The organism is Vibrio atlanticus, assembly GCF_024347315.1.
GTDB lineage: Bacteria > Pseudomonadota > Gammaproteobacteria > Enterobacterales > Vibrionaceae > Vibrio > Vibrio atlanticus.
In genome coordinates this window covers 980,841-1,000,499 of sequence record NZ_AP025461.1, presented here as the reverse complement: position 1 = coordinate 1,000,499, position 19,659 = coordinate 980,841, and the positions used below count along the sequence as shown (strand labels likewise).

Sequence of the window (19,659 nt, the reverse complement as noted above, 5' to 3'; positions counted from 1 at the left end):
TTACTTCTCATTAAAAATCTGGCTGCCAAGCTTGAGCGTGGCGGCGATATTACGGGCAGTGCGAGTCAGGTTTTGATTCGCTTCTGATAAAACTTGGTCTAAAGACTGAGGTGAACGTACGGTTCCAAATAAGCTAGACATTGAGCCGTAAAGTTTTTCAACGTCTTGCCCCAAAGAGCCCGCAATTCCAATGGTTGGAATACTCAACTTTTGAGCTCGCTGAGCGATGCCGAAAGGTGTTTTACCTTGCAGGGTTTGGTTGTCCATCTGCCCCTCTCCGGTCACGACCAGTGAAGCACCTTCAAGAACCTTATCTGCACCCAAGGCATCTAATACCATCTCAATACCCGCTTTAATTTGGATATTGAATGCAAGACTTAACCCCAGTGGCGTGCCTCCAGCCGCACCAAAACCAGCTGTGTCGCGATGATTAGTACCCGTATGTGCTTGAGCGATATCGGCAAAGTGACCGATCGCAGTATCAAGTTGTTCAACTTGAGCTTGTGAAGCCCCTTTTTGTGGACCAAACACAGCACTTGCTCCGCTTTCGCCACACAGTGGATTATTTACATCACACGCGACCACGAACGTGACTTCTTTACATCTCGGGTGCAGCCCATCAAGATCGATGCTTGCTAGCTGACTTAATTCGGTACCGCCACCAGATAGCTCGTTGCCTTGCTTGTCTAATAACTTGCCTCCCAATGCTTGTAAAATGCCTGCACCTGCATCGTTGGTGGCGCTACCGCCCAAGCCGATAATGATTTGTTCAACGCCTTGATCTAGCGCATCTCTAATCAGCAACCCTGTGCCGTAAGACGATGCTGTAAGAGGTGATCTTTCTTCTACGATTAATCGATCTAAACCCGACGCTTGGGCAAACTCCACCAAGGCAGTGTTTACGCTTTTGCCATCAACCTGTTGTACAAGTGAAGCCCAATAAGCCGTACATTCGCGACCGATTGGATCCGTCGTTTGTAACCGTTGTTTCTTACCATTGAGTGCTTGTAGCAACACGTCTACCGTGCCTTCACCACCATCAGCGAGAGGCAGTTTGACGAACTCTGCATAAGGGAAAACATCAGCAAACCCACGCTCAATACAAGACGCAACTTGATGAGCGTCGAGTGATTCTTTAAATGAATCGGGGGCAATTACAATTTTCATTGTCGTTCACCATTCCCGCTCACCAAGGTGAGCGGGTGATTGAAATTAGAATTTGATTTGGAATGTTTTTGCTTGGCAAGATGCCAACTGGCCGAAGTCTTCAGATGCTACATCACCTTCGCGTACTCGCTCGTCCATGCTTGTCTCTTTCCAACTCGAAACGGTTTGAGTGAAGGAGATTGAATCTGACACTGAACCTGTTTCTGCCGGGTTGTAGACACGCATGATCAACGCATCTTCATCTTCCGCTTTCTTCAGCACACTCAGCACAGCGCCTGATTGTTGCTTAGACAAAAGGCTAAAACTCAACGGTAGGTTCTGCTCACCTACGTTTAGCTTCATCGCGTTGTAAGGGATCTTGTTGTAGCATTCGATTTGAGTGACATTGTCACGTGCTTGCGCCATGATGTTGGCGTCAATATGGTTGCCAGAGAAGCCACACAGCGTGAATTCACACACTAGCTTGCCGCGCACTTGTGAATCAGGGGTCGGGATCTTGATACCTGAAGGACGACCCGGACGAAGCAATAGCTCTTCTTTACCCAACACACCGATACCACGAAATAGTGTCAGTGCGAAGGTATCTCGGTTTTCGTCACCTTGAGATGCAATCACTTCAAATTCACGTAGACCATTCGACATGATTGCCATGCCCGCGTTACCGTTTTCTAACGCAGCAAAGTTCATTAACTGATACACAGGAACTGGCGCTTCTTTCCACTTCTCTTCTTCCCAAACCGCCATAGCAGGGTCATTGGTTGGTCGAGTAATACAACCGAACTGGTTATCTGCAACCACAGTTTCAGAAACGAATGGCGTTGGTACTAGCACACGTACACGGTGGTCGTCGGCTTGGTTGTCTAGCTCCATACGAACTTCAATGCGGCGAGAACCTTGCTTCAATACCACTTGGCATTGCGCTTCAACGAATCCGTTTTGACCCGTACGTTCTTCACGCTCTGCAAGGTTTGCAGGCACGTTCATGCGAAAAGCGATGTTCGCTACCGATTGAAAGCCTTGGTGATCAATCGATGTTTCTACCGGGAACTCATCTGAGTACAGCAACCATTCTTGACGAGATGGAGAGTAATCGTACTCATCGCCGTCATCAGAACCGTCTTCTAAACGAAGTACTTGGTCGAATACTTGCTCTGTCTCTTTATCGAAAATAGTCAGAGTACCGTTGTCGTTTACATTGATTCGGTAGTACTCGTTCTCTAGCAAGTAGTCTTTTTGTTCTGCAACTTTTACTGCGCCCTTCTCGTTACCTTGGATGTGTAACGTGGTGAAGCCCATCGCTGGCACAGTACGTTTGATCTGAATATCAAACTCCATGAACGGGTCGTAGTTACCGTAGTGAACGATTTGACGGTCTACTTTACCTGGGTCAATTTGGCGTTTATCTTGGATGAAGTATTCAACAGGGTTTTCGTTGTCATCAAAAATAGAGAACTCTTGAGCACGGATAGTGATAGTCGTGTTAACCACTTCTTCACGCTCGTATGGCGAAAGGTTGAACATCGCCAGTTTGTCGCAACCTTCGCGATCTGGCATATGGTCGACAATCTTACGCTTGTAGAAGTGAATCAGGTTGGTCGCCATGTCGTCCGCAAGGATGTAGCGGTTTAGGATCTCAGCGTGAACCTTGTCAGAACAACAGCAACCAATCGAGTCGTGAGCGTGGTTCTTCATGCTCTCTTTCCACATTTTCTCAATCAAACCGTGGTGGTACTCAAAGCCTAATGTCCAAGCGATAGACGCTAGCGGTTCTAAGATATTTACAATCTTGTTTTCGATTTCTGCGTGGATCAGTTTGATGTCCATACGCGTAGAAGAGATCGTACGGTGAACACGCATGTATTTACCGTCGTTGAACTCGCCTTTGATTGTGTCGAGTTGGTCGCGCGCCGCTTCTACTTTCTCGAACACTTCTTCGTAACGGCTCATTGAGAATTCACGATCTGGGTAGATTTCGCGAAGCTTGTCCATTACTTCAAAGATGTCTTTTTGAATCGGCATTTGGTCGTGGCCATTCGGTAGCAAGATATCTTTAGTCACAGATGGCTTTTCTAGCACTGGGAAGTACTTATCTAGACGAGCACGCAGACCTTCTTCATCTTGAGGAAGGTATTTACCAATCGCGTAACCCAGCGGAAGTACTTGCGCAGTCACTTCACTGCCATCGTTTGATTGCCATAAGAACTCTGTTTTGTTGGTGCCATGACGCTCTGAGCAACCACGCCAGAACATTGCGCGTGTGATGTCGAAGCCGTTGTAGATCATTGGCAGCTGTGAGCTCATGCTGAATGAATCTGGTAGGTAACCAATCTTCATTGCATCGCCAAATTTCATGCAGTCGCGAATGCCATACATCATGTTACGTACAATTGACTCACCAGAAACTTGCATTGTGTCGGTTTGAGAATACCAAGGGCCAATAATTAGCTTGCCCGCTTCAACCAATGCTCTTACGCGTTCTGTGTTCTCTGGTTTGATTGCGAAGTAATCTTCTAGAACGGCTGTTTGACCATCTAGAACGTAGTATTTGTATTCTGGATCACTCTCCAGGCGGTTCATGATTTCTTCCATGTTGTTCACTAGAAGAATACGAGACTCTTCTGTTGTGAAATACCATTCACGATCCCAGTGCATGTGTGGAGTAATATGTACGCGTGATGTAGTCATAATCATTTACCTAAATGTGTCGTTTCGAGTAAATCTAAAATTCGCACTCAAATACGACTAAATTAAAGTTTTTCAAGGGGGTGAAATTGGCTGCCACTAAATTTAGGGTGCAGAAAACCACGCCCAGAATCTGTGTGAATAAAACCGTTAGGAGCACAGGTATTTAGGACAGCCAAGTTGTTCGTTATTTTTTATATGGTGTTTTTACTTACGAGCTATAAGTGAGCTCAAAATTCAGTTAGTTCTGTGTTGCAGTACTTGCTTCAAACTTACCCTTTTTTACAGCGTGACCACGCCACATCAGAAGAGTAATGGTTGAAATTACTGTGCCGACAATCGCAGCACCGAACCAGATTGCCGCAGCAGAGAATGCGCCCAAACCAGAATCGTGTAACAAGAAGATAGAGAAGATACCTGCGCCCGGAGTCGATAGACCGATACCTGCCGCACCAACCATCGCGCCTGTAACCACAGAGCCTAGTAGGAATGAACCGATTACACGGATTGGATCTTCAATCGCCATTGGGATTGCACCTTCGGTAATACCCGCTAGGCCAAGTAGCCATGTAGATTTACCGGTTTCAATCTCAAAGTCTTTGAATAGGCGTGGAGCAATCATGGTTGAAGCCGTTACGGTGAACGCCGATACCATTTTTACTGAACCAAAGATTGCGTATGGGCCATAAACACCGTTCGCCATTGCACCTAAACAGAATGCGTAAGCGGCTTTGTTTACCGGACCACCTAAGTCGAATGATACAAACAGACCAAGAATCGCACCCAATAACAGCGCATTGGTGCCTGACATACCGTTCAACCAGTCCGTTAGACCTTGGTTTAGGAACGCTACAGGTTTACCGATAACAAATAGCATCAAGCTACCTGCCACTAAAGTACCGATCACCGGATAAAGGTAGAAAGTAAGGAAGCCGTTAAACGCAGGGCCTAAGCGAACATGCTCTTTTACCCAACGCATCACGTAACCAGCAATCAAACCACCAACAACACCGCCTAGGAAACCAGAGCCAATGATGTTTGCTGCAATACCTGCGGCAAAACCAGGACCAAGTGCCGGTTTATCTGCTAATGAGTAAGCTGTGTAAGCCGCCAGTACTGGCACCATCAATGTACCCAGTAGGCCGCCACCTAGTTTGCGATACATCCATAGCCAAGAATCTTTTGTTGCGTAGAGCTCTTGCAGGTCAAAAATTTGCGCGATAAGAACAGCAACCGCAAGAACAGTACCACCAGCAACGATAAGAGGAACCGCGTAAGAAATACCAGAAAGCAGTGCTTGTTTAAGCTCAGTTTTCAGCGGTAGTTTTTTCGGTTTGTCGTCGGTAGCAACTTTACGTTCTGCACCGTTACCTTTTTTCGACTCTTCAATCGCTTCATTAAGAATGCGTTCACCGTGCTTAATCGGTTCTGCAACTGGGGTTTCAACACGAGGAATGCCATTAAAGCGCTCAGATTCTTTAATCGCAACTTCAGCAGCAAACACACACGCTACAGCATTGTTAAGTTGTTCCGCAGTTAAACGATCTTCAATACCGTTTGCGCCCTGCTTTTCAACATGAACCTTGTAGCCAAGCTTTTTGCCGGCTTTTTCTAGGTATTCTGCCGCCATATAAGTATGAGCAATACCTGCAGGGCAAGCAGTAACGCATACAATTGTCGGTGCATTTGTATCTAAGTTGTCTTGTTTTTCTTCTTGTTGATTGTCGCCATCAAGAAGCGCAAAGATTTCTTCAGCCGTTGTCGCTTTTAATACCGCTTCGCGAACATCGTCGTCAACCAATGTAGTTGTCAATGCAGTGAGCAGATGCATGTGGGTAGAACCCGCTTCTGCATTTGGAATCGCAATTAGGAAGATAAGATTTACATCTTCGTCTTCATCCAAGCCTTTCCATTTCATATCTTCTTTAAGCGTTGCTACAGCGAAGCCAGCTTCTTTAACCGCGTCAGTCTTGCCATGCGGTACTGCTAGGCCTTCGCCAAGCGCTGTCGGGCCTTGCTCTTCACGAGCAAATACTGCATCAAGATACTCTTGCTTGTTATGCAGTTTGCCTTGCTGATCCAGTTGGTCAGCAAGTGCGTAAATCGCTTCTTCTCGACTGCTAAACGTGGTTTGCAGATTTACGAGCGACTTATTCGTTAGAGTAGTAAGTTTCATAACCTTTGTCCCATAGTCACGGATTAGTACGACAGTCGTCCCTGTCGACGAGAATAATAATACAACTTCAAGACATTTAATCCGTGATCACGATCTCACCAATACACATTTGTATTTAATTTGTATTTAAATAGTATTGGCAAATCCTTTAAGAAAGCTTGTTATGTATCGTTTAATTTGTATTATATGTACTACAAAACGCCGATACGACGCTCACACTAACCTTTAAAGCAAGGCTTATATAGAGCAAATTTACGTATTTAAGGTACAGGTTGTTAATCAAAGTCTAGTTGTTCTAGCGCACAAATGAGGCAAAAATGGCAAGACTCCCGATGTATCGCCAAATCGCAGATGCAATAAGAGAAAAAATCAGTTCTGGAGAATATAAAGTTGGAGAAGCACTCCCAACAGAAGCGCAATTGCGTGAAGTATTCTCGGTAAGCCGTGTAACGGTTAGACAAGCGCTGAAACTACTGATCGAAAACGATGAGCTTGAAAGCGTTCAAGGCAGCGGCACTTACGTCAAAGAGAACAAGATCAATTACGACATCTACAAACAGTCGAGCTTTCAAGAAAAATGGGCGCATTTGGATGTGGTTACACACAGTGACGTTCTGGCCTTTGAAATGAAGCCGTGTTCTTTGGCGATGTCTGAGCATTTAGATATCAAAGAAGGCGAATTGGTTTTCTACGTAAAACGTGTTCGTTTCATAGACAACAATCCAATCACGGTTGAAGAAACTTGGTTACCTGTTGCCCTATTCCCAGATCTCACCTATCAAGTGATGCAGACATCAAAATACGACTTTATTGAGAACACCAAAGGCATGGTGATTGATAGAAGTGAGCAGGAATTGGTACCGATTCTTCCGCCTGAAGACGTTGCTAAACAGTTAGGTATTGACCCAGCTCAGCCTATCATTGAAAAACGTACTCGCGGTTACCTCGCCAATAACACGGTGTTTGAATACAGCCGTAACTACTTCACGTCTAACGATTACCGATTTACTCTGGTCGCAAGACGCCAAAGGTAAGCAATACTATAGGCTTTGGTTTACCTAAACGAATGCACCAAAGAAGCTCTTCCACACTTAGAGCTTCTTTTGCCTTTAATACCAAATCACACACCAGATACGCGTTGTGTGATTTGATCACCGAGAATTAAATCTCCCTCCAGGCTTCAACGCGTAGTGCTCGATAGCATTAAAACCACTCTAAAACATCATAAGGCTGTAACACTTTGATTGTGCTCCTCACATCAAATCGCCCGTTCGTCTCTTGCCCCACATAACTCTCTTTTTCTCGCTATTATCACCATTTGCACATCAACGGCTAAAGTCATCCAACCCTTCCTGTCATATGAAACTAAAACAAGCAAAGGTGATCCAAGTTATATTCTATGGAGTCACAAAATTTGTTTATTAACATCCAAACAACAGTGGTTAATCAATATTTACAACCACAATTAACATCAAAAAAAATGTTTGTCTTAGATCATACCAAACTCAAGTTTGTCTCGTGCCACAGTTCAGTTTTCTGTACATTCATTGTCATATTCTGAAACACTTTCTTATATTTTTTAAACTTTGTGGAGATTTCTATGTTAGAGCTCTTGATCGGATTAGTGATTACCATTGCTGTTGGTTACTTTATTGTAAAAGGCTATAAAGCAGCGGGCGTGTTACTAACTGCTGGCCTTGCCCTACTTCTTATTACCGGCCTTATTGGTCACACAGTCTTACCAGCTAAAGTCGCATCAACAGGTAACATGGTTACCGACTCACTAGAATTTGTTAAGTACATGCTTCAGTACCGTGGGGGCGGCCTGGGCATGCAAATCATGCTTCTTTGTGGTTTTGCTTCTTACATGACCCACATCGGCGCAAACAACGTGGTAGTGAAACAGTTCTCTAAACCGCTTGCTGCTATTAAATCTCCCTATGTACTTCTTGTTGCGGCTTACATCGTAGCGTGTCTAATGTCTCTAGCAGTAAGTTCTGCAACAGGCCTTGGTGTGTTACTGATGGCGACCCTATTCCCAATGATGACGGCGATGGGTATTTCACGCCCAGCAGCGGTTGCCGTTTGTGCATCACCTGCAGCCATCATTCTTTCACCAACCTCTGGTGATGTGGTTATCGCAGCTGAAAAATCAGGTATGTCTCTTGATGTGTTTGCTGTTCAAACAGTATTGCCTGTTTCTATCTGTGCAATCATCGTGATGGCTGGCGCGGCTTTCTTCTGGAACAAATACCTAGATAAAAAAGAAAACACGCCAATGGAAAAAGTAGACGTTTCTGAAATCGAAACAACAGCACCGGCTTTCTACGCTGCACTGCCATTCCTACCTATCATCGGCGTTTTCCTATTCAACGGTCGTACGATTCCGGGACTTTCACTTGATATCTACACCATTGTCGTAGGTTCTATCTTCGTGGGCGCAGTTATCGATTACGTTGTTAAGAAGTTTGACGGCGAGAAAACATTAGAAGACTTAGATTCTTGCTACCAAGGCATGGCTGACGCGTTCAAAGGCGTGGTAATGTTGTTGGTTGCGGCGGGCGTATTTGCTCAAGGTCTAATGTCTATCGGTGCGATTGATAACCTAATCGGTCTTGCTGAATCGGCAGGTGCTGGTGGTATCGCATTGATGCTTATCCTAACAGGTTTAACGGTTGCTGCAGCTATCGCGACAGGTTCTGGTAACGCGCCTTTCTATGCATTCGTAGAACTGGCTCCATCACTAGCGGCGAAAATGGGCTTGAACCCAGCGTTCCTAATCATCCCTATGCTTCAAGCATCTAACTTAGGCCGTACCATTTCTCCAGTATCTGGCGTAATTGTTGCGACATCTGGTATGGGTAAAATCAGCCCGTTTGAAGTTGTAAAACGTACTTCTGTTCCAGTAATCTGTGGTCTTATCACGGTTATCTTTGGTACGCTGGTATTGGTTCCAATGGCTGCTTAACGTTAAGAAACACTCTATCTAGACTGATACAAATTAAGATAGAGATGCCGATATAAAATGCCCGAACAAAAAGGCGCTGAACTCAACAAGTTCAGCGCCTTTTTTACGTCATATTATTTTAGAGAACTCAAAACTCTATCTATTGGAGTATGACACTAAAAATGTCACAGGGATTGAAACAGCACAGCTTTAAATAGTATTACTTAAAAAGAACAAGCCCTACTTCATATCACCATAACGTTCTAAATAAAGAACGGTTGCAGCGGTACGAGAAGGCACTTGCAGCTTTTTCAACAAACTCTTCATATGTACCTTAACTGTCGATTCAGAAATAAACAGGTGATCGGCGATCTGCTTGTTACGGTAACCTTTCGCGACTTCTTGAAGAATTTGCATTTCACGTTCAGTCAATTGGTCGAAGATATCATTACGACTGTCAGCATCATTCAAATAGTGAGCGACCACACTGCTGTATGCCTTATCGCCGCTATGTGCTTGCTTAAGCAGTTCAATCAGCTCATCGGGTTCAGTATCTTTCAGTAAGTAACCATCAGCGCCCGCTTTAACAATCGCTTCGATATCCGCAGGGCTATCAGAAACCGTTAAAATAACGATGTTAGCGCTTGAACCATCAGTACGAAGTGCTTTCAGAGTATCTAGCCCAGACATGCCTTTCATATTCAGATCCAACAGGATCAAATCAGGTTCTTCTTCATGGGCAAGAGCGACCGCTTCAGTACCGTTACTTGCTTCTGCAATCACTTCAAATTCATCTTCAAAGCTCAGTAATTGGCTTATACCTCTGCGCATCAATGGATGATCATCAACCAACATTACTTTACAAATCGTCAACTTTAACTTCCTTTAAACTTTTATATTTCAATATGACTGTACAGCCCTCACCTTGAGCCGCTTCAATCGTTAAGTCACCATTCAGTCTTGCCGCACGCTCCTGCATAATACTCATTCCGTAGTGGTTCATCTTCGAACTACTTGGGTCAAAGCCTTCTCCATTATCTTTAATCACGACTAATACTTGTCCGTCCTCATCGATACAGCATACATCTATCAAGTCGGCATTGGCGTGTTTTATTGCGTTTATTGTTGCTTCACGAATCAATTGAAGCAAGTGAACCTGACTGTGTGCATCAAGCTCGAGCGATGAAAGGTTATTAGTTAATTTAATCTTCGCATCGGTTCTTTCACTGAGTTGCTCTAGCATGGTGCTCAAAGCATCTCCAAAGCTACCCTCTTTGATGGATAACCTAAATGTGGTGAGTAGCTCTCTCAATTGAGTATAAGCACCCGCTAATCCATTCCCTAGCTCAGATGCTATCTGCTCTGACTGCTCTCGATGTTTGTGCTCCGGAAGTTTACCAATAACACGCTTTAACAATGTCACTTGGATTTTTAAATACGACAGCGATTGGGCCAATGAATCATGCAGTTCACGCGCAATCGTCGCTCGCTCTTCCATAATAATAAGCTGCTCAGCTTTCTTTTGAGCACGATTATAGTAGATAGCTCTCGATAGCAGTTGGATAAAACTCTCAATTAGCGTCTTAGTTGAATGACCGTGATGATATGAGCAATACAGATAGCCCAAAACAAGCTCGTTATCATCCAGTTTCATTTCAAACTTTTCATAATCGCAAGTCGGGTCGTAACCTTCATCCATAATCAAAGAACGTCCCGAATTATCGACGATTTCTAACCTTAGCGATTCAATCCCTTCTAGACTGACCAAGTGCTGCAAAATGGCGCGGAAATTTTCCGGTGCAACACGTGTTACCGTGAGCTCTTGGGAAGAATAATAGAGTGCTTGTAATGATTGGTTAGCATTTTGTAACTCAACCGTCTTGGCATCGACAACATCTTCAAGGTTTCGATACAGCACGCCTAAATCTTTCGCCATCGAGTTAAATGTTTTGGTCAAAATGCCCAGTTCATTATTGTTGGTAACCTCTAACTTAACCTCGAAATCACTATTTTTGATTCTCTGGCTAGCTCTAACGAGAGCGTGTAGAGGCTTAACAACTTGTTTACGTACAAAATGAACAACAAAAAGAGATATGACGAGTATTCCACCTAGACCTATACCACCAGCCCATGCCAATTTAATTAATTTATTTTCTGAAAATTCTTGTAACTTAAAAACAAAGCGGTCGATTTCAATAACAAAATTTTCAACAAGTACCAGGTAGTGTTTTCTATCTTCGCTATTTAAGACCTGCTTCAATTCATGCCAACGGCCAATTATTAAATAATAATCATTTGTAATATCAGTTGGCACTTCCCAACTCACCAAATTAGTCATCGATGTGGAATAAAGGGAACTTTCAAATTCACGAATATGAGAATCGTAATCCACTGATTCTATTTGAATATCATGCGCTAAACGGTAGCTTTGCATGCGCATCGAGCCAGCCACATTAACCGCCTCGGCATCATTAAGGCTGGACGCTAATGTAAAAATAGCAAAACCGGTGGTGGCAACTGAAAGGAGCAATATAAATAGCAATGATTTAGCTATTGTACTCGTTACAGATGAAACAGGTTTAATAAGCAAAGTTAATATCCTGAAGGTATAAAAATGGCTGTCGGGAACCTATTGTCACACATCAAAAAACAGAGCTCCATTCAATATGTGACCAAACGCTTCATAATTTATTGATCTAAGACAATATAGGATCCTATTTAGCCCTTAAGGGGTATTTATACAAATATTTCTAAAACTACACTACTTGTGAGGATAAATGACAAGATATTAACGAAACAATGATCTACAATTACAACATCTTAGCAACATTAGTGGGCATTTAGTGGTAGACCTATCGAGACGCCGCCTATTTTCTAGGCGCAAAGTAGATTCAAGCCAGATTCGATTGCCTTGGATTAAAAGTCTAGAAAGCTTCGCAGATGATTGTACACGTTGTGGTAAATGCATCGAAAGTTGCGAGACACACATCATCATTGTCGGCGACGGTGGTTTTCCTACTGTCGACTTCTCAAAAGACGAATGTACATTCTGTTATCAATGTGCAGACGTTTGTCCAGAGCCAATTTTTAAACCCAAGGAAGAAACGCCTTGGCTGGCAAAAGCAACTATCTCTGATAAGTGCTTGGCCCAACAAAATGTTGAATGCCGAAGCTGTGGTGACATGTGTGAACCTATGGCGATTCAATTTCAACTTAGAGCAGGCAGTGTTGCTCTACCAAAAATCGAGTTAGATGAGTGTAGCGGTTGTGGAGCCTGCGTAGCAGTTTGCCCTACTTCGGCTATTCTTGTGAGTAATGCATAAAACAAAAATAACGAGAGCAATTTATGGCACTAAATGAAGTGCATATATCAAGTTTAGTCGTGCATGTGAGCCCAGAGCATCTAGACGAGATCAAAGCACAAATCGAGCAATACGATAATGCGGAAATCTACGGCAGTAGCCCTGAAGGCAAAATCATCGTGGTCCTAGAAACCGAGAACCAAGGTTTTGTTACGGACACCATCGAAGAAATTAATAATGTTACGAACGTTTTAGGGACAGCTTTGGTTTATCACCAAATCGAGACTGGACTAGACGAAACGGATTTAGAAACTGGAAGCAACAATTCTCAACTTGAGGGTGAAGTATGAAAATGACAAGACGCGCGTTTGTGAAAGCAAACGCAGCTGCATCAGCGGCAGCCGTTGCAGGTGTAACTCTACCAGCAACAGCAACCAACCTGATTGCTAGCTCTGATCAAACAAAAATCACGTGGGATAAAGCGCCTTGTCGTTTTTGTGGTACGGGCTGTTCGGTACTAGTTGGTACTCAAAACGGTAAAGTGGTCGCGACTCAAGGCGACCCAGAAGCACCGGTAAACAAAGGCCTTAACTGTATTAAAGGCTACTTCCTTTCAAAAATCATGTACGGTAAAGACCGTCTTGAACAACCTCTTCTTCGTATGAAAGATGGTGAGTTCCACAAGGATGGTGATTTTGCACCAGTATCTTGGGACAAAGCTTTCGACGTAATGGCTGAGAAATGGAAAGCCGCTCTGAAGAAGAACGGTCCAACAGGCGTTGGTATGTTCGGTTCAGGCCAGTGGACAGTAATGGAAGGCTACGCAGCGGTTAAGCTGATGAAAGCGGGCTTCCGTTCAAACAACATCGATCCAAATGCTCGTCACTGTATGGCATCTGCGGTAGGTGCATTCATGCGTACTTTCGGCATCGATGAGCCAATGGGTTGTTACGATGACTTTGAACACGCAGATGCATTCGTGCTGTGGGGTTCAAACATGGCAGAAATGCACCCAGTACTATGGACTCGTATTACAGACCGTCGTCTAAGCCACCCACACGTTAAAGTAAACGTACTGTCTACTTACTACCACCGTTCTTTCGAGCTTGCAGACACAGGTTACATCTTCGAACCTCAATCAGATCTTGCGATTGCTAACTTCATCGCTAACTACATCATTCAAAACGATGCGGTTAACTGGGAATTCGTGAACAAACACACGAACTTCAAGCAAGCAACGACAGACATCGGTTACGGCCTTCGTGACGATGATCCACTACAGAAAGCCGCTGCGAACCCTAACTCAGGTAAAATGACTGATATCAGCTTCGAAGACTACAAAGCTTCTGTTGCTGAATACACCGTTGAAAAAGCATCTGAAATGTCAGGTGTATCTCAAGATGACCTTATCAAGCTGGCTAAGCAATACGCAGATCCAAACATCAAAGTAATGTCACTTTGGACTATGGGTATGAACCAACATACTCGTGGTGTATGGATGAACAGCCTTGTGTACAACATCCACCTTCTTACAGGTAAGATTTCTACCCCAGGTAACAGCCCATTCTCACTAACTGGTCAACCATCTGCGTGTGGTACAGCTCGTGAAGTAGGTACGTTCTCTCACCGTCTACCGGCAGATATGGTGGTTGCTAACCCTAAACACCGTAAGATTGCAGAAGACATCTGGAAGCTTCCAGAAGGCACTATCCCACCTAAACCGGGTAAACACGCTGTTGCTCAAGACCGTGCGTTAAAAGACGGTACGATCAACGCGTACTGGGTAATGTGTAACAACAACATGCAAGCTGGTCCAAACATCAACACTGAACGTCTACCAGGTTACCGTAACCCAGATAACTTCATTGTATGTTCTGACCCGTACCCAACAGCAACAGCTCAAGCTTCTGACCTTATCCTTCCAACAGCAATGTGGATTGAAAAAGAAGGTGCTTACGGTAACGCTGAGCGTCGTACACAAGCATGGTACCAACAAGTTAAAACCGTAGGTGAAGCAAAGTCTGACCTATGGCAAATCATGGAGTTTTCTAAACGCTTCACTATTGAAGAAGTTTGGAGCGAAGAGCTTCTAGCTAAAGCACCTGAGTATCGTGGTAAAACGATGTACGACGTGCTGTACAAAAACGGCAACGTTGATGCATTCCCACTGTCTGAAGCACAAGAGCTTAACGACGATGCTCAAGCTCAAGGTTTCTACGTTCAAAAAGGTCTATTCGAAGAATACGCAGCCTTTGGTCGCGATCACGGTCACGATTTAGCACCTTACGACACTTACCACAAAGTCCGTGGCCTACGTTGGCCTGTTGTTGACGGTAAAGAAACACTGTGGCGCTTTAAAGAAGGTTCAGATCCATACGCTAAGAAAGGTTCTGGTTGGGATTTCTACGGTAAACCAGATGGTAAAGCTCTTATCATCAATGCTCCTTACGAAGCGCCACCAGAAGTACCAAGCGACGAATACGACATGTGGCTATGTACAGGTCGTGTTCTTGAGCACTGGCACACAGGTACTATGACTCGTCGTGTACCAGAACTTTACAAAGCAGTACCGGATGCACTTTGTTACATCCACCCTGCTGACGCTAAAGCTCGTGGCCTTCGCCGTGGTGATGAAGTTCTTATCGAAAACAAACGTGGTGAAGTACGCGTTCGTGTTGAAACTCGTGGTCGTAACCGTCCACCACAAGGCTTGGTATTCGTACCATTCTTTGATGCAAGAATTCTGATCAACAAGTTGATCTTGGATGCAACGGATCCTCTGTCTAAGCAGACGGATTACAAGAAGTGTCCAGTTAAGATCACTAAGGTTTCTTAAGAGCCAAGCGCTTTTCGAACCTAGATACAAGATCTAACGTATTTAATATTGCGACTACTTTTTTCATTACTTTTTAAAGGAAGTAGTCCACTCAAAGAATTAGCCTTTAGGCGGAGAAATTAACCATGAAAAAACTGATTACTGCCCTACTATCAGCTGGTCTTTTGCTAGCTGGTGCAGTTCAAGCTCAAGCTGAGCTGGATAACCCAGGCGGCATTGGTGGCGTAGAATCTCTACGTGGTGCAAGTGAACTTGAAGCAACTCGCGCAGCAGATGACTTCAAAAAGTTTCCTCGTGACCAAGTACTTGAGAGTGACTACGTATACCAACCACCTTTAGTACCTCATACTATTCGTAGCTATGAAGTGTCTCTTAACGCTAACAAGTGTCTTGCTTGTCATAGCTGGAAAAACGCAAAAGAAATGGGTGCAACTAAAGTGAGTGTAACTCACTACATGAACCGCGAAGATGCGGTACTTGCTGATGTTTCACCTCGTCGTTACTTCTGTCTACAGTGTCACGTACCTCAAGCTAATGCTAAACCGCTAGTTGAGAACGAGTTCAAACCTGTAGATTCACTGCGTTAATCGTAGCCGGACTGTAAGAGAGGCTATATATGATAAAATTACTTAAAGCGTTTTGGAAAAGACTCGCGACACCAAGTAAAGCAGCGGTAGGCGTTGTTTTGTTCTTGGGTTTCTCGGGTGGTCTTTTGTTCTGGGGTGCATTCAACACGGGTATGGAAGCAACCAATACGGAAGAGTTCTGTTCTGGTTGTCACGCACCTATCGTTGCTGAAATCCAAGAAACAATTCACTACTCTAACCGTTCTGGTGTTCGTGCTATCTGTTCAGACTGTCACGTACCTCATGAGTGGACAGATAAAATTGTTCGTAAGGTTCAGGCTTCTAAAGAGCTATACGCACACTTTATTGCGAAAACCATCAATACTGAAGAAAAGTTCAAAGCACGTCGTGCTCACTTAGCAGAACGCGAATGGGCTCGATTGAAAAAGAATGATTCACTTGAGTGTCGTAACTGTCACCAGTTCGATTACATGGACTTCTCAGAGCAGAGCCCTCGTAGTGCGAAACAACACTCGACAGCGCTAGCTTCTGGTGAAAAAACGTGTGTAGACTGTCACAAAGGTATCGCACACAAACTACCAGACATGCACGGCGTTGAAGGCTGGCAATAAGGAGCGATTGAATGAGTACTTTAGAGAACGTAATTTGGCACATCCTAGGTTACAGCGCTATGCCAGTTATCATTCTTGGTGGCTTTGCAGGTGTTGCTGCTGTCTCTCTTTGGATTTTATCTATGGGTAAAGACAAAGAAATCGATTAAGAACCAAGATTGCATCAACTTTTGCCATCTATGTGTAATCCGTTTTGATTGGATTAACTCAAAAAAGCCACTGACCTCAGTGGCTTTTTAATATCTGACGTTTTGTTTTCTTATTAATAAATTTCCCCCTTACTTCACCGGTTTCAACACACTCACCATGCAAAGTAGCTTTCTACATAGTCCTTTTCTGGACATTCCGATTAGAATCACACTGTTAATAACGAACAACTAGTTTGATTGACTACGACACTGTTGCTTAGCCGAGCTTACAATATCGTCGAGATCGAAGCATAACTCGATGAATTTTCCGGCTATTACCATTAAATTTCGGCATTAAGAAACAATAAATCAATATTTGACTAGATTCGCTGAGAAATTGGATTAGAATCACACTGTTTTTGACAACACTTAATTGGATGTAATGCAGTTCGACCTTAAAGACTCAGTAAAAATTTCCATCGACACATTGGTTGTGGGAATGTTTGTTACATCAATTCAGAAAAGTGAGCGTGTTTATTTATCCAACGCTGGACGCGTGTCTTCAAAAAAAGGAATTGATACATTAGTTAATAAAGGCATTCAATATGTCTGGGTTGACAAAAAACTCTCAGCCAAAGGTTGCGAGTTTCATCCAGTACCTGATGATGAAACGGCAGAGATCCAACAAAATAGTAATAAAAACTCTCCCAACAAATTTGTCTCTCGAGAAGTAAGACAAAAAAATGCGGAGCGAATCATTAAAGAAGCGCGCGGTCTTGCCCAAAAAATTATTACTGCAACCTTCGATTCACACACATTTGTTGCGGATGAACTGGATGGTTGGGCGGATGAACTCATTGAATCTGCACTTGTTAATTCAGATGCTTTGCAATGTGTTTCCGCATTACGCAAAAAAGATACCTATTTGCTTGAACATTCCGTCAACGTAGCCACACTTTTGGTTACATTTGGCAAGCATTTGGGTTTTGGAAAAGAACATTTAAAACCATTGGCGATCGGTGGGATTATTCATGATGTGGGTAAAGTGCATATCGATGATAATGTCTTACAAAAACCTTCTCGTTTAACCGAGGACGAATTTGAACACATCAAGCAACACCAAGTATTTGCTAAACCTATCATCAAAAAAATCGAAGGCTTAAGTCAAGTTAGCCGTGATATCTGTTTAATGCACCATGAAAAATTAGATGGCACCGGTTACCCCAATGGACTAAAAGGCGAGCAAATCCCACAGCACGGTCGAATGGCTTGTATTGTGGATGTCTATGACGCGTTAACGGCTGATCGTTGCTACAAACGAGGGATGAGCCCTGCGGAAGCATTTAAGATCATGTTAACAATGACACCTAATCACTTAGACCGACAATTGGTGTACAAATTTATCAATTGCATTGGTATTTTCCCTATCGGGGCTATTGTTGAACTGAGTAATGGGCATCTTGGGATCGTTTGGTCATCAAATGATGATGCGCCTGTTGAGCCGGTCGTTAAATGCTTCTATTCAAGAAAGAATAAACGTTTCATTGATGTCAAGTATGTGGATTTAAAACACAGCTGGCATACGATTGTAAAAGCAGTATCTCCAACAAAAGCGGGAATTGATGTAACCCCCTTCTTTTAATAGAGTCGACTCTCCAAAGGTTATGAGGTCATTGCATGTATGGCCTAGTTTGATAAATCGGACAATTCTAAAAAAGCCACTGATTCCAGTGGCTTCTTTGCTTTCAACCGTTCTTTCATAAACCTTACAAGCTCATATTCATATCAAATTTTAATTAATAACCAAACACCAATTAAACGCTAACAGCACACTTATATTAGATAGAAATTGGCTCCTATTCCCTAAATGTTTCATTCGTATTTACATCAAGATAAATTTTGTTTTCACGTAACAACCCACCACAATAAATAAAATAAACGTCTCGGTTACTGTATTTAACTGATTTAACCCAACCGCCTAACTCTTCAAAATCACTTGGGTCGCACTCCCCTTCAGAGATAAGTTTAGCTACCGTGTTGCGGAACTTCTCTTGATGGAGCTTCAGATCATCGGATTTAGATAAGTATGAATCTAGTATCTCTCTGTTTTCTTGCTCAGAGATAATCACTTCATCACTAGATAGCCCAGACATTGAAATCCATTCCGCCGTCTGTGGTCCGCCTTCCTTTAAAACAATATAGTCAGAGATACGAGCCCATTCGCCTTGCTTCTCTAGTAGTTCGACCTTTTCACCCTTATAAAGATAGTCGGTTATCAAACCATCAATTTCGGGCTGCTCGACTACTTTTAGTTTTCTATCTAAAACGTAGAACTCAGTCTGTTCTGGCTCAGGCTGAGGAGTAGTGAGGGATGCAAGGTCAGATTCAGATTGCGCCGCGACTTCAACAGCCGGCGCTTCCTCTTTCTCTGGCGGAGTGGGGTCTTTTTTCATGACGAAGAAATAGTATGCAGCCCCTCCTCCGCCCAATATTAATAACACAAGTAAAGCGATCAGCGCTTTTTTCATCAAATCCACCAGCTCTTCCGTTTTAGGTATGTTTCAAGTGTACATCAACTCATGTTGCTGCTCATCTATACTCTTAATAGAGAGCGAGTTAAGTAGAGGTAAATCATGAATTTTTTGGTGAAGGTTGTCATTATAAGTGTACCTCTGAGTGCCGATATCGCGTTAGCAGACCATTGTGACCGTGAAAACTGGCAAACACTGTTAGATCGCCAGTTATCATTTGAAGAACGCTATAATCAATACACCAAAGAATTTAACCAAGTTCTCTCGACCTATGAATCACAAACGTTGCTATCTAAACATTTCAACGAAAAGCAGATCATTGGGCTTTGGGCAAAGTACGAACAAAGATTTAATGTGCAGCTCAATAGTCATATGCATACCGCTTATGATGTCTCTGAGGTTCTATTAAAACAAGCGTATATTGTGTCTACAGAACTAGATGGAGCGGAGTCTCTAACGCATTCGTGGCAAACCATAGCTAAACACTGCGCTAAAGCAAGACTACCGCGTCAAACAGAAAGTGCACAGGTACATGTACAAAGCTCACAATCACTCTCGCAAGATCTTCATACACTCAGTAAAAAATTTCGTCAGCTCTCTTCAAAATACCGTAAAGAAGCGACGATGATTGACGAAGCTCGCCACACAAACCAACCGATAAACGATGTACAAAACTAAAATGATTACTCACT

General features: G+C 43.4%; 16 protein-coding genes. 10 read left to right on the top strand and 6 right to left on the bottom strand.

Going from position 1 to position 19,659, the window contains the following annotated elements; all coding sequences use genetic code 11:
- From OCV30_RS20095 to mngA, 3 genes are all read right to left on the bottom strand, one after another.
- Positions 1 to 1,167, bottom strand: coding sequence for a glycerate kinase (locus OCV30_RS20095; protein ID WP_065680002.1), 1,167 nt, complete (start codon positions 1,165 to 1,167; stop codon positions 1 to 3).
- 45 nt (positions 1,168 to 1,212) lie between these two features.
- Positions 1,213 to 3,852 carry a mannosylglycerate hydrolase gene (mngB, locus tag OCV30_RS20090; RefSeq protein WP_065680001.1) on the bottom strand — a complete coding sequence of 880 codons (2,640 nt, stop codon included), beginning with the start codon at positions 3,850 to 3,852 and terminating at the stop codon, positions 1,213 to 1,215.
- Between the two features lie 238 nt (positions 3,853 to 4,090).
- Entirely contained in the window at positions 4,091 to 6,025 is a 1,935-nt protein-coding gene (gene mngA / locus OCV30_RS20085; RefSeq protein ID WP_065680000.1) for a PTS 2-O-a-mannosyl-D-glycerate transporter subunit IIABC, read from the bottom strand.
- Between the two features lie 317 nt (positions 6,026 to 6,342).
- Between mngA and OCV30_RS20080 the strand changes: the two genes are divergently transcribed.
- Complete coding sequence (locus tag OCV30_RS20080; RefSeq protein WP_004731293.1) at positions 6,343 to 7,059, top strand: GntR family transcriptional regulator; 717 nt, start codon at positions 6,343 to 6,345, stop codon at positions 7,057 to 7,059.
- Positions 7,060 to 7,625: 566 nt separating this feature from the next.
- Positions 7,626 to 8,993 (top strand): anaerobic C4-dicarboxylate transporter DcuC, encoded by a 1,368-nt coding sequence (gene dcuC / locus OCV30_RS20075; protein WP_009845449.1) that lies wholly within the window; start codon positions 7,626 to 7,628, stop codon positions 8,991 to 8,993.
- 219 nt (positions 8,994 to 9,212) lie between these two features.
- Here the strand turns inward: dcuC and OCV30_RS20070 are convergent, their stop codons facing one another.
- Positions 9,213 to 9,845, bottom strand: coding sequence for a response regulator (locus tag OCV30_RS20070; protein ID WP_065679999.1), 633 nt, complete (start codon positions 9,843 to 9,845; stop codon positions 9,213 to 9,215).
- The gene (gene narQ, locus OCV30_RS20065; protein ID WP_017097478.1) at positions 9,832 to 11,562 is read right to left on the bottom strand and encodes a nitrate/nitrite two-component system sensor histidine kinase NarQ; all 1,731 of its coding nucleotides are present in this window, start codon (positions 11,560 to 11,562) and stop codon (positions 9,832 to 9,834) included. Before narQ ends, OCV30_RS20070 begins: the two co-directional genes overlap by 14 nt.
- A gap of 253 nt (positions 11,563 to 11,815) precedes the next feature.
- Here narQ and napF point away from each other — a divergent pair, with 253 nt between their 5' ends.
- The 7 genes from napF (at position 11,816) to OCV30_RS20030 (ending at position 18,078) form a co-directional block, all read left to right on the top strand.
- The gene (gene napF / locus OCV30_RS20060; RefSeq protein WP_017101835.1) at positions 11,816 to 12,295 is read left to right on the top strand and encodes a ferredoxin-type protein NapF; all 480 of its coding nucleotides are present in this window, start codon (positions 11,816 to 11,818) and stop codon (positions 12,293 to 12,295) included.
- 23 nt (positions 12,296 to 12,318) lie between these two features.
- On the top strand, positions 12,319 to 12,624 hold the full coding sequence (locus tag OCV30_RS20055) for a chaperone NapD (RefSeq protein WP_065679998.1): 306 nt from the start codon (positions 12,319 to 12,321) through the stop codon (positions 12,622 to 12,624).
- Positions 12,621 to 15,110 carry a periplasmic nitrate reductase subunit alpha gene (gene napA, locus OCV30_RS20050; RefSeq protein ID WP_065679997.1) on the top strand — a complete coding sequence of 830 codons (2,490 nt, stop codon included), beginning with the start codon at positions 12,621 to 12,623 and terminating at the stop codon, positions 15,108 to 15,110. Before OCV30_RS20055 ends, napA begins: the two co-directional genes overlap by 4 nt.
- 125 nt (positions 15,111 to 15,235) lie before the next feature.
- On the top strand, positions 15,236 to 15,697 hold the full coding sequence (locus tag OCV30_RS20045; protein ID WP_009845455.1) for a nitrate reductase cytochrome c-type subunit: 462 nt from the start codon (positions 15,236 to 15,238) through the stop codon (positions 15,695 to 15,697).
- Positions 15,698 to 15,726: 29 nt separating this feature from the next.
- Positions 15,727 to 16,308, top strand: coding sequence for a NapC/NirT family cytochrome c (locus OCV30_RS20040; protein ID WP_009845456.1), 582 nt, complete (start codon positions 15,727 to 15,729; stop codon positions 16,306 to 16,308).
- An 11-nt stretch (positions 16,309 to 16,319) separates the two neighbouring features.
- On the top strand, positions 16,320 to 16,457 hold the full coding sequence (locus OCV30_RS20035; RefSeq protein WP_017097480.1) for a TIGR02808 family protein: 138 nt from the start codon (positions 16,320 to 16,322) through the stop codon (positions 16,455 to 16,457).
- Between the two features lie 421 nt (positions 16,458 to 16,878).
- Positions 16,879 to 18,078 carry a cyclic di-GMP phosphodiesterase gene (locus OCV30_RS20030; RefSeq protein ID WP_065679996.1) on the top strand — a complete coding sequence of 400 codons (1,200 nt, stop codon included), beginning with the start codon at positions 16,879 to 16,881 and terminating at the stop codon, positions 18,076 to 18,078.
- Positions 18,079 to 18,292: 214 nt separating this feature from the next.
- On the opposite strand, the gene OCV30_RS20025 is transcribed toward OCV30_RS20030, so the two are convergent.
- A complete protein-coding gene (locus tag OCV30_RS20025; RefSeq protein ID WP_065679995.1) occupies positions 18,293 to 18,973 on the bottom strand; it encodes an SH3 domain-containing protein in 681 nt (226 codons plus the stop codon).
- A 96-nt stretch (positions 18,974 to 19,069) separates the two neighbouring features.
- Here OCV30_RS20025 and OCV30_RS20020 point away from each other — a divergent pair, with 96 nt between their 5' ends.
- On the top strand, positions 19,070 to 19,645 hold the full coding sequence (locus OCV30_RS20020) for a hypothetical protein (RefSeq protein ID WP_017097491.1): 576 nt from the start codon (positions 19,070 to 19,072) through the stop codon (positions 19,643 to 19,645).
- Positions 19,646 to 19,659: the final 14 nt, after the last annotated feature.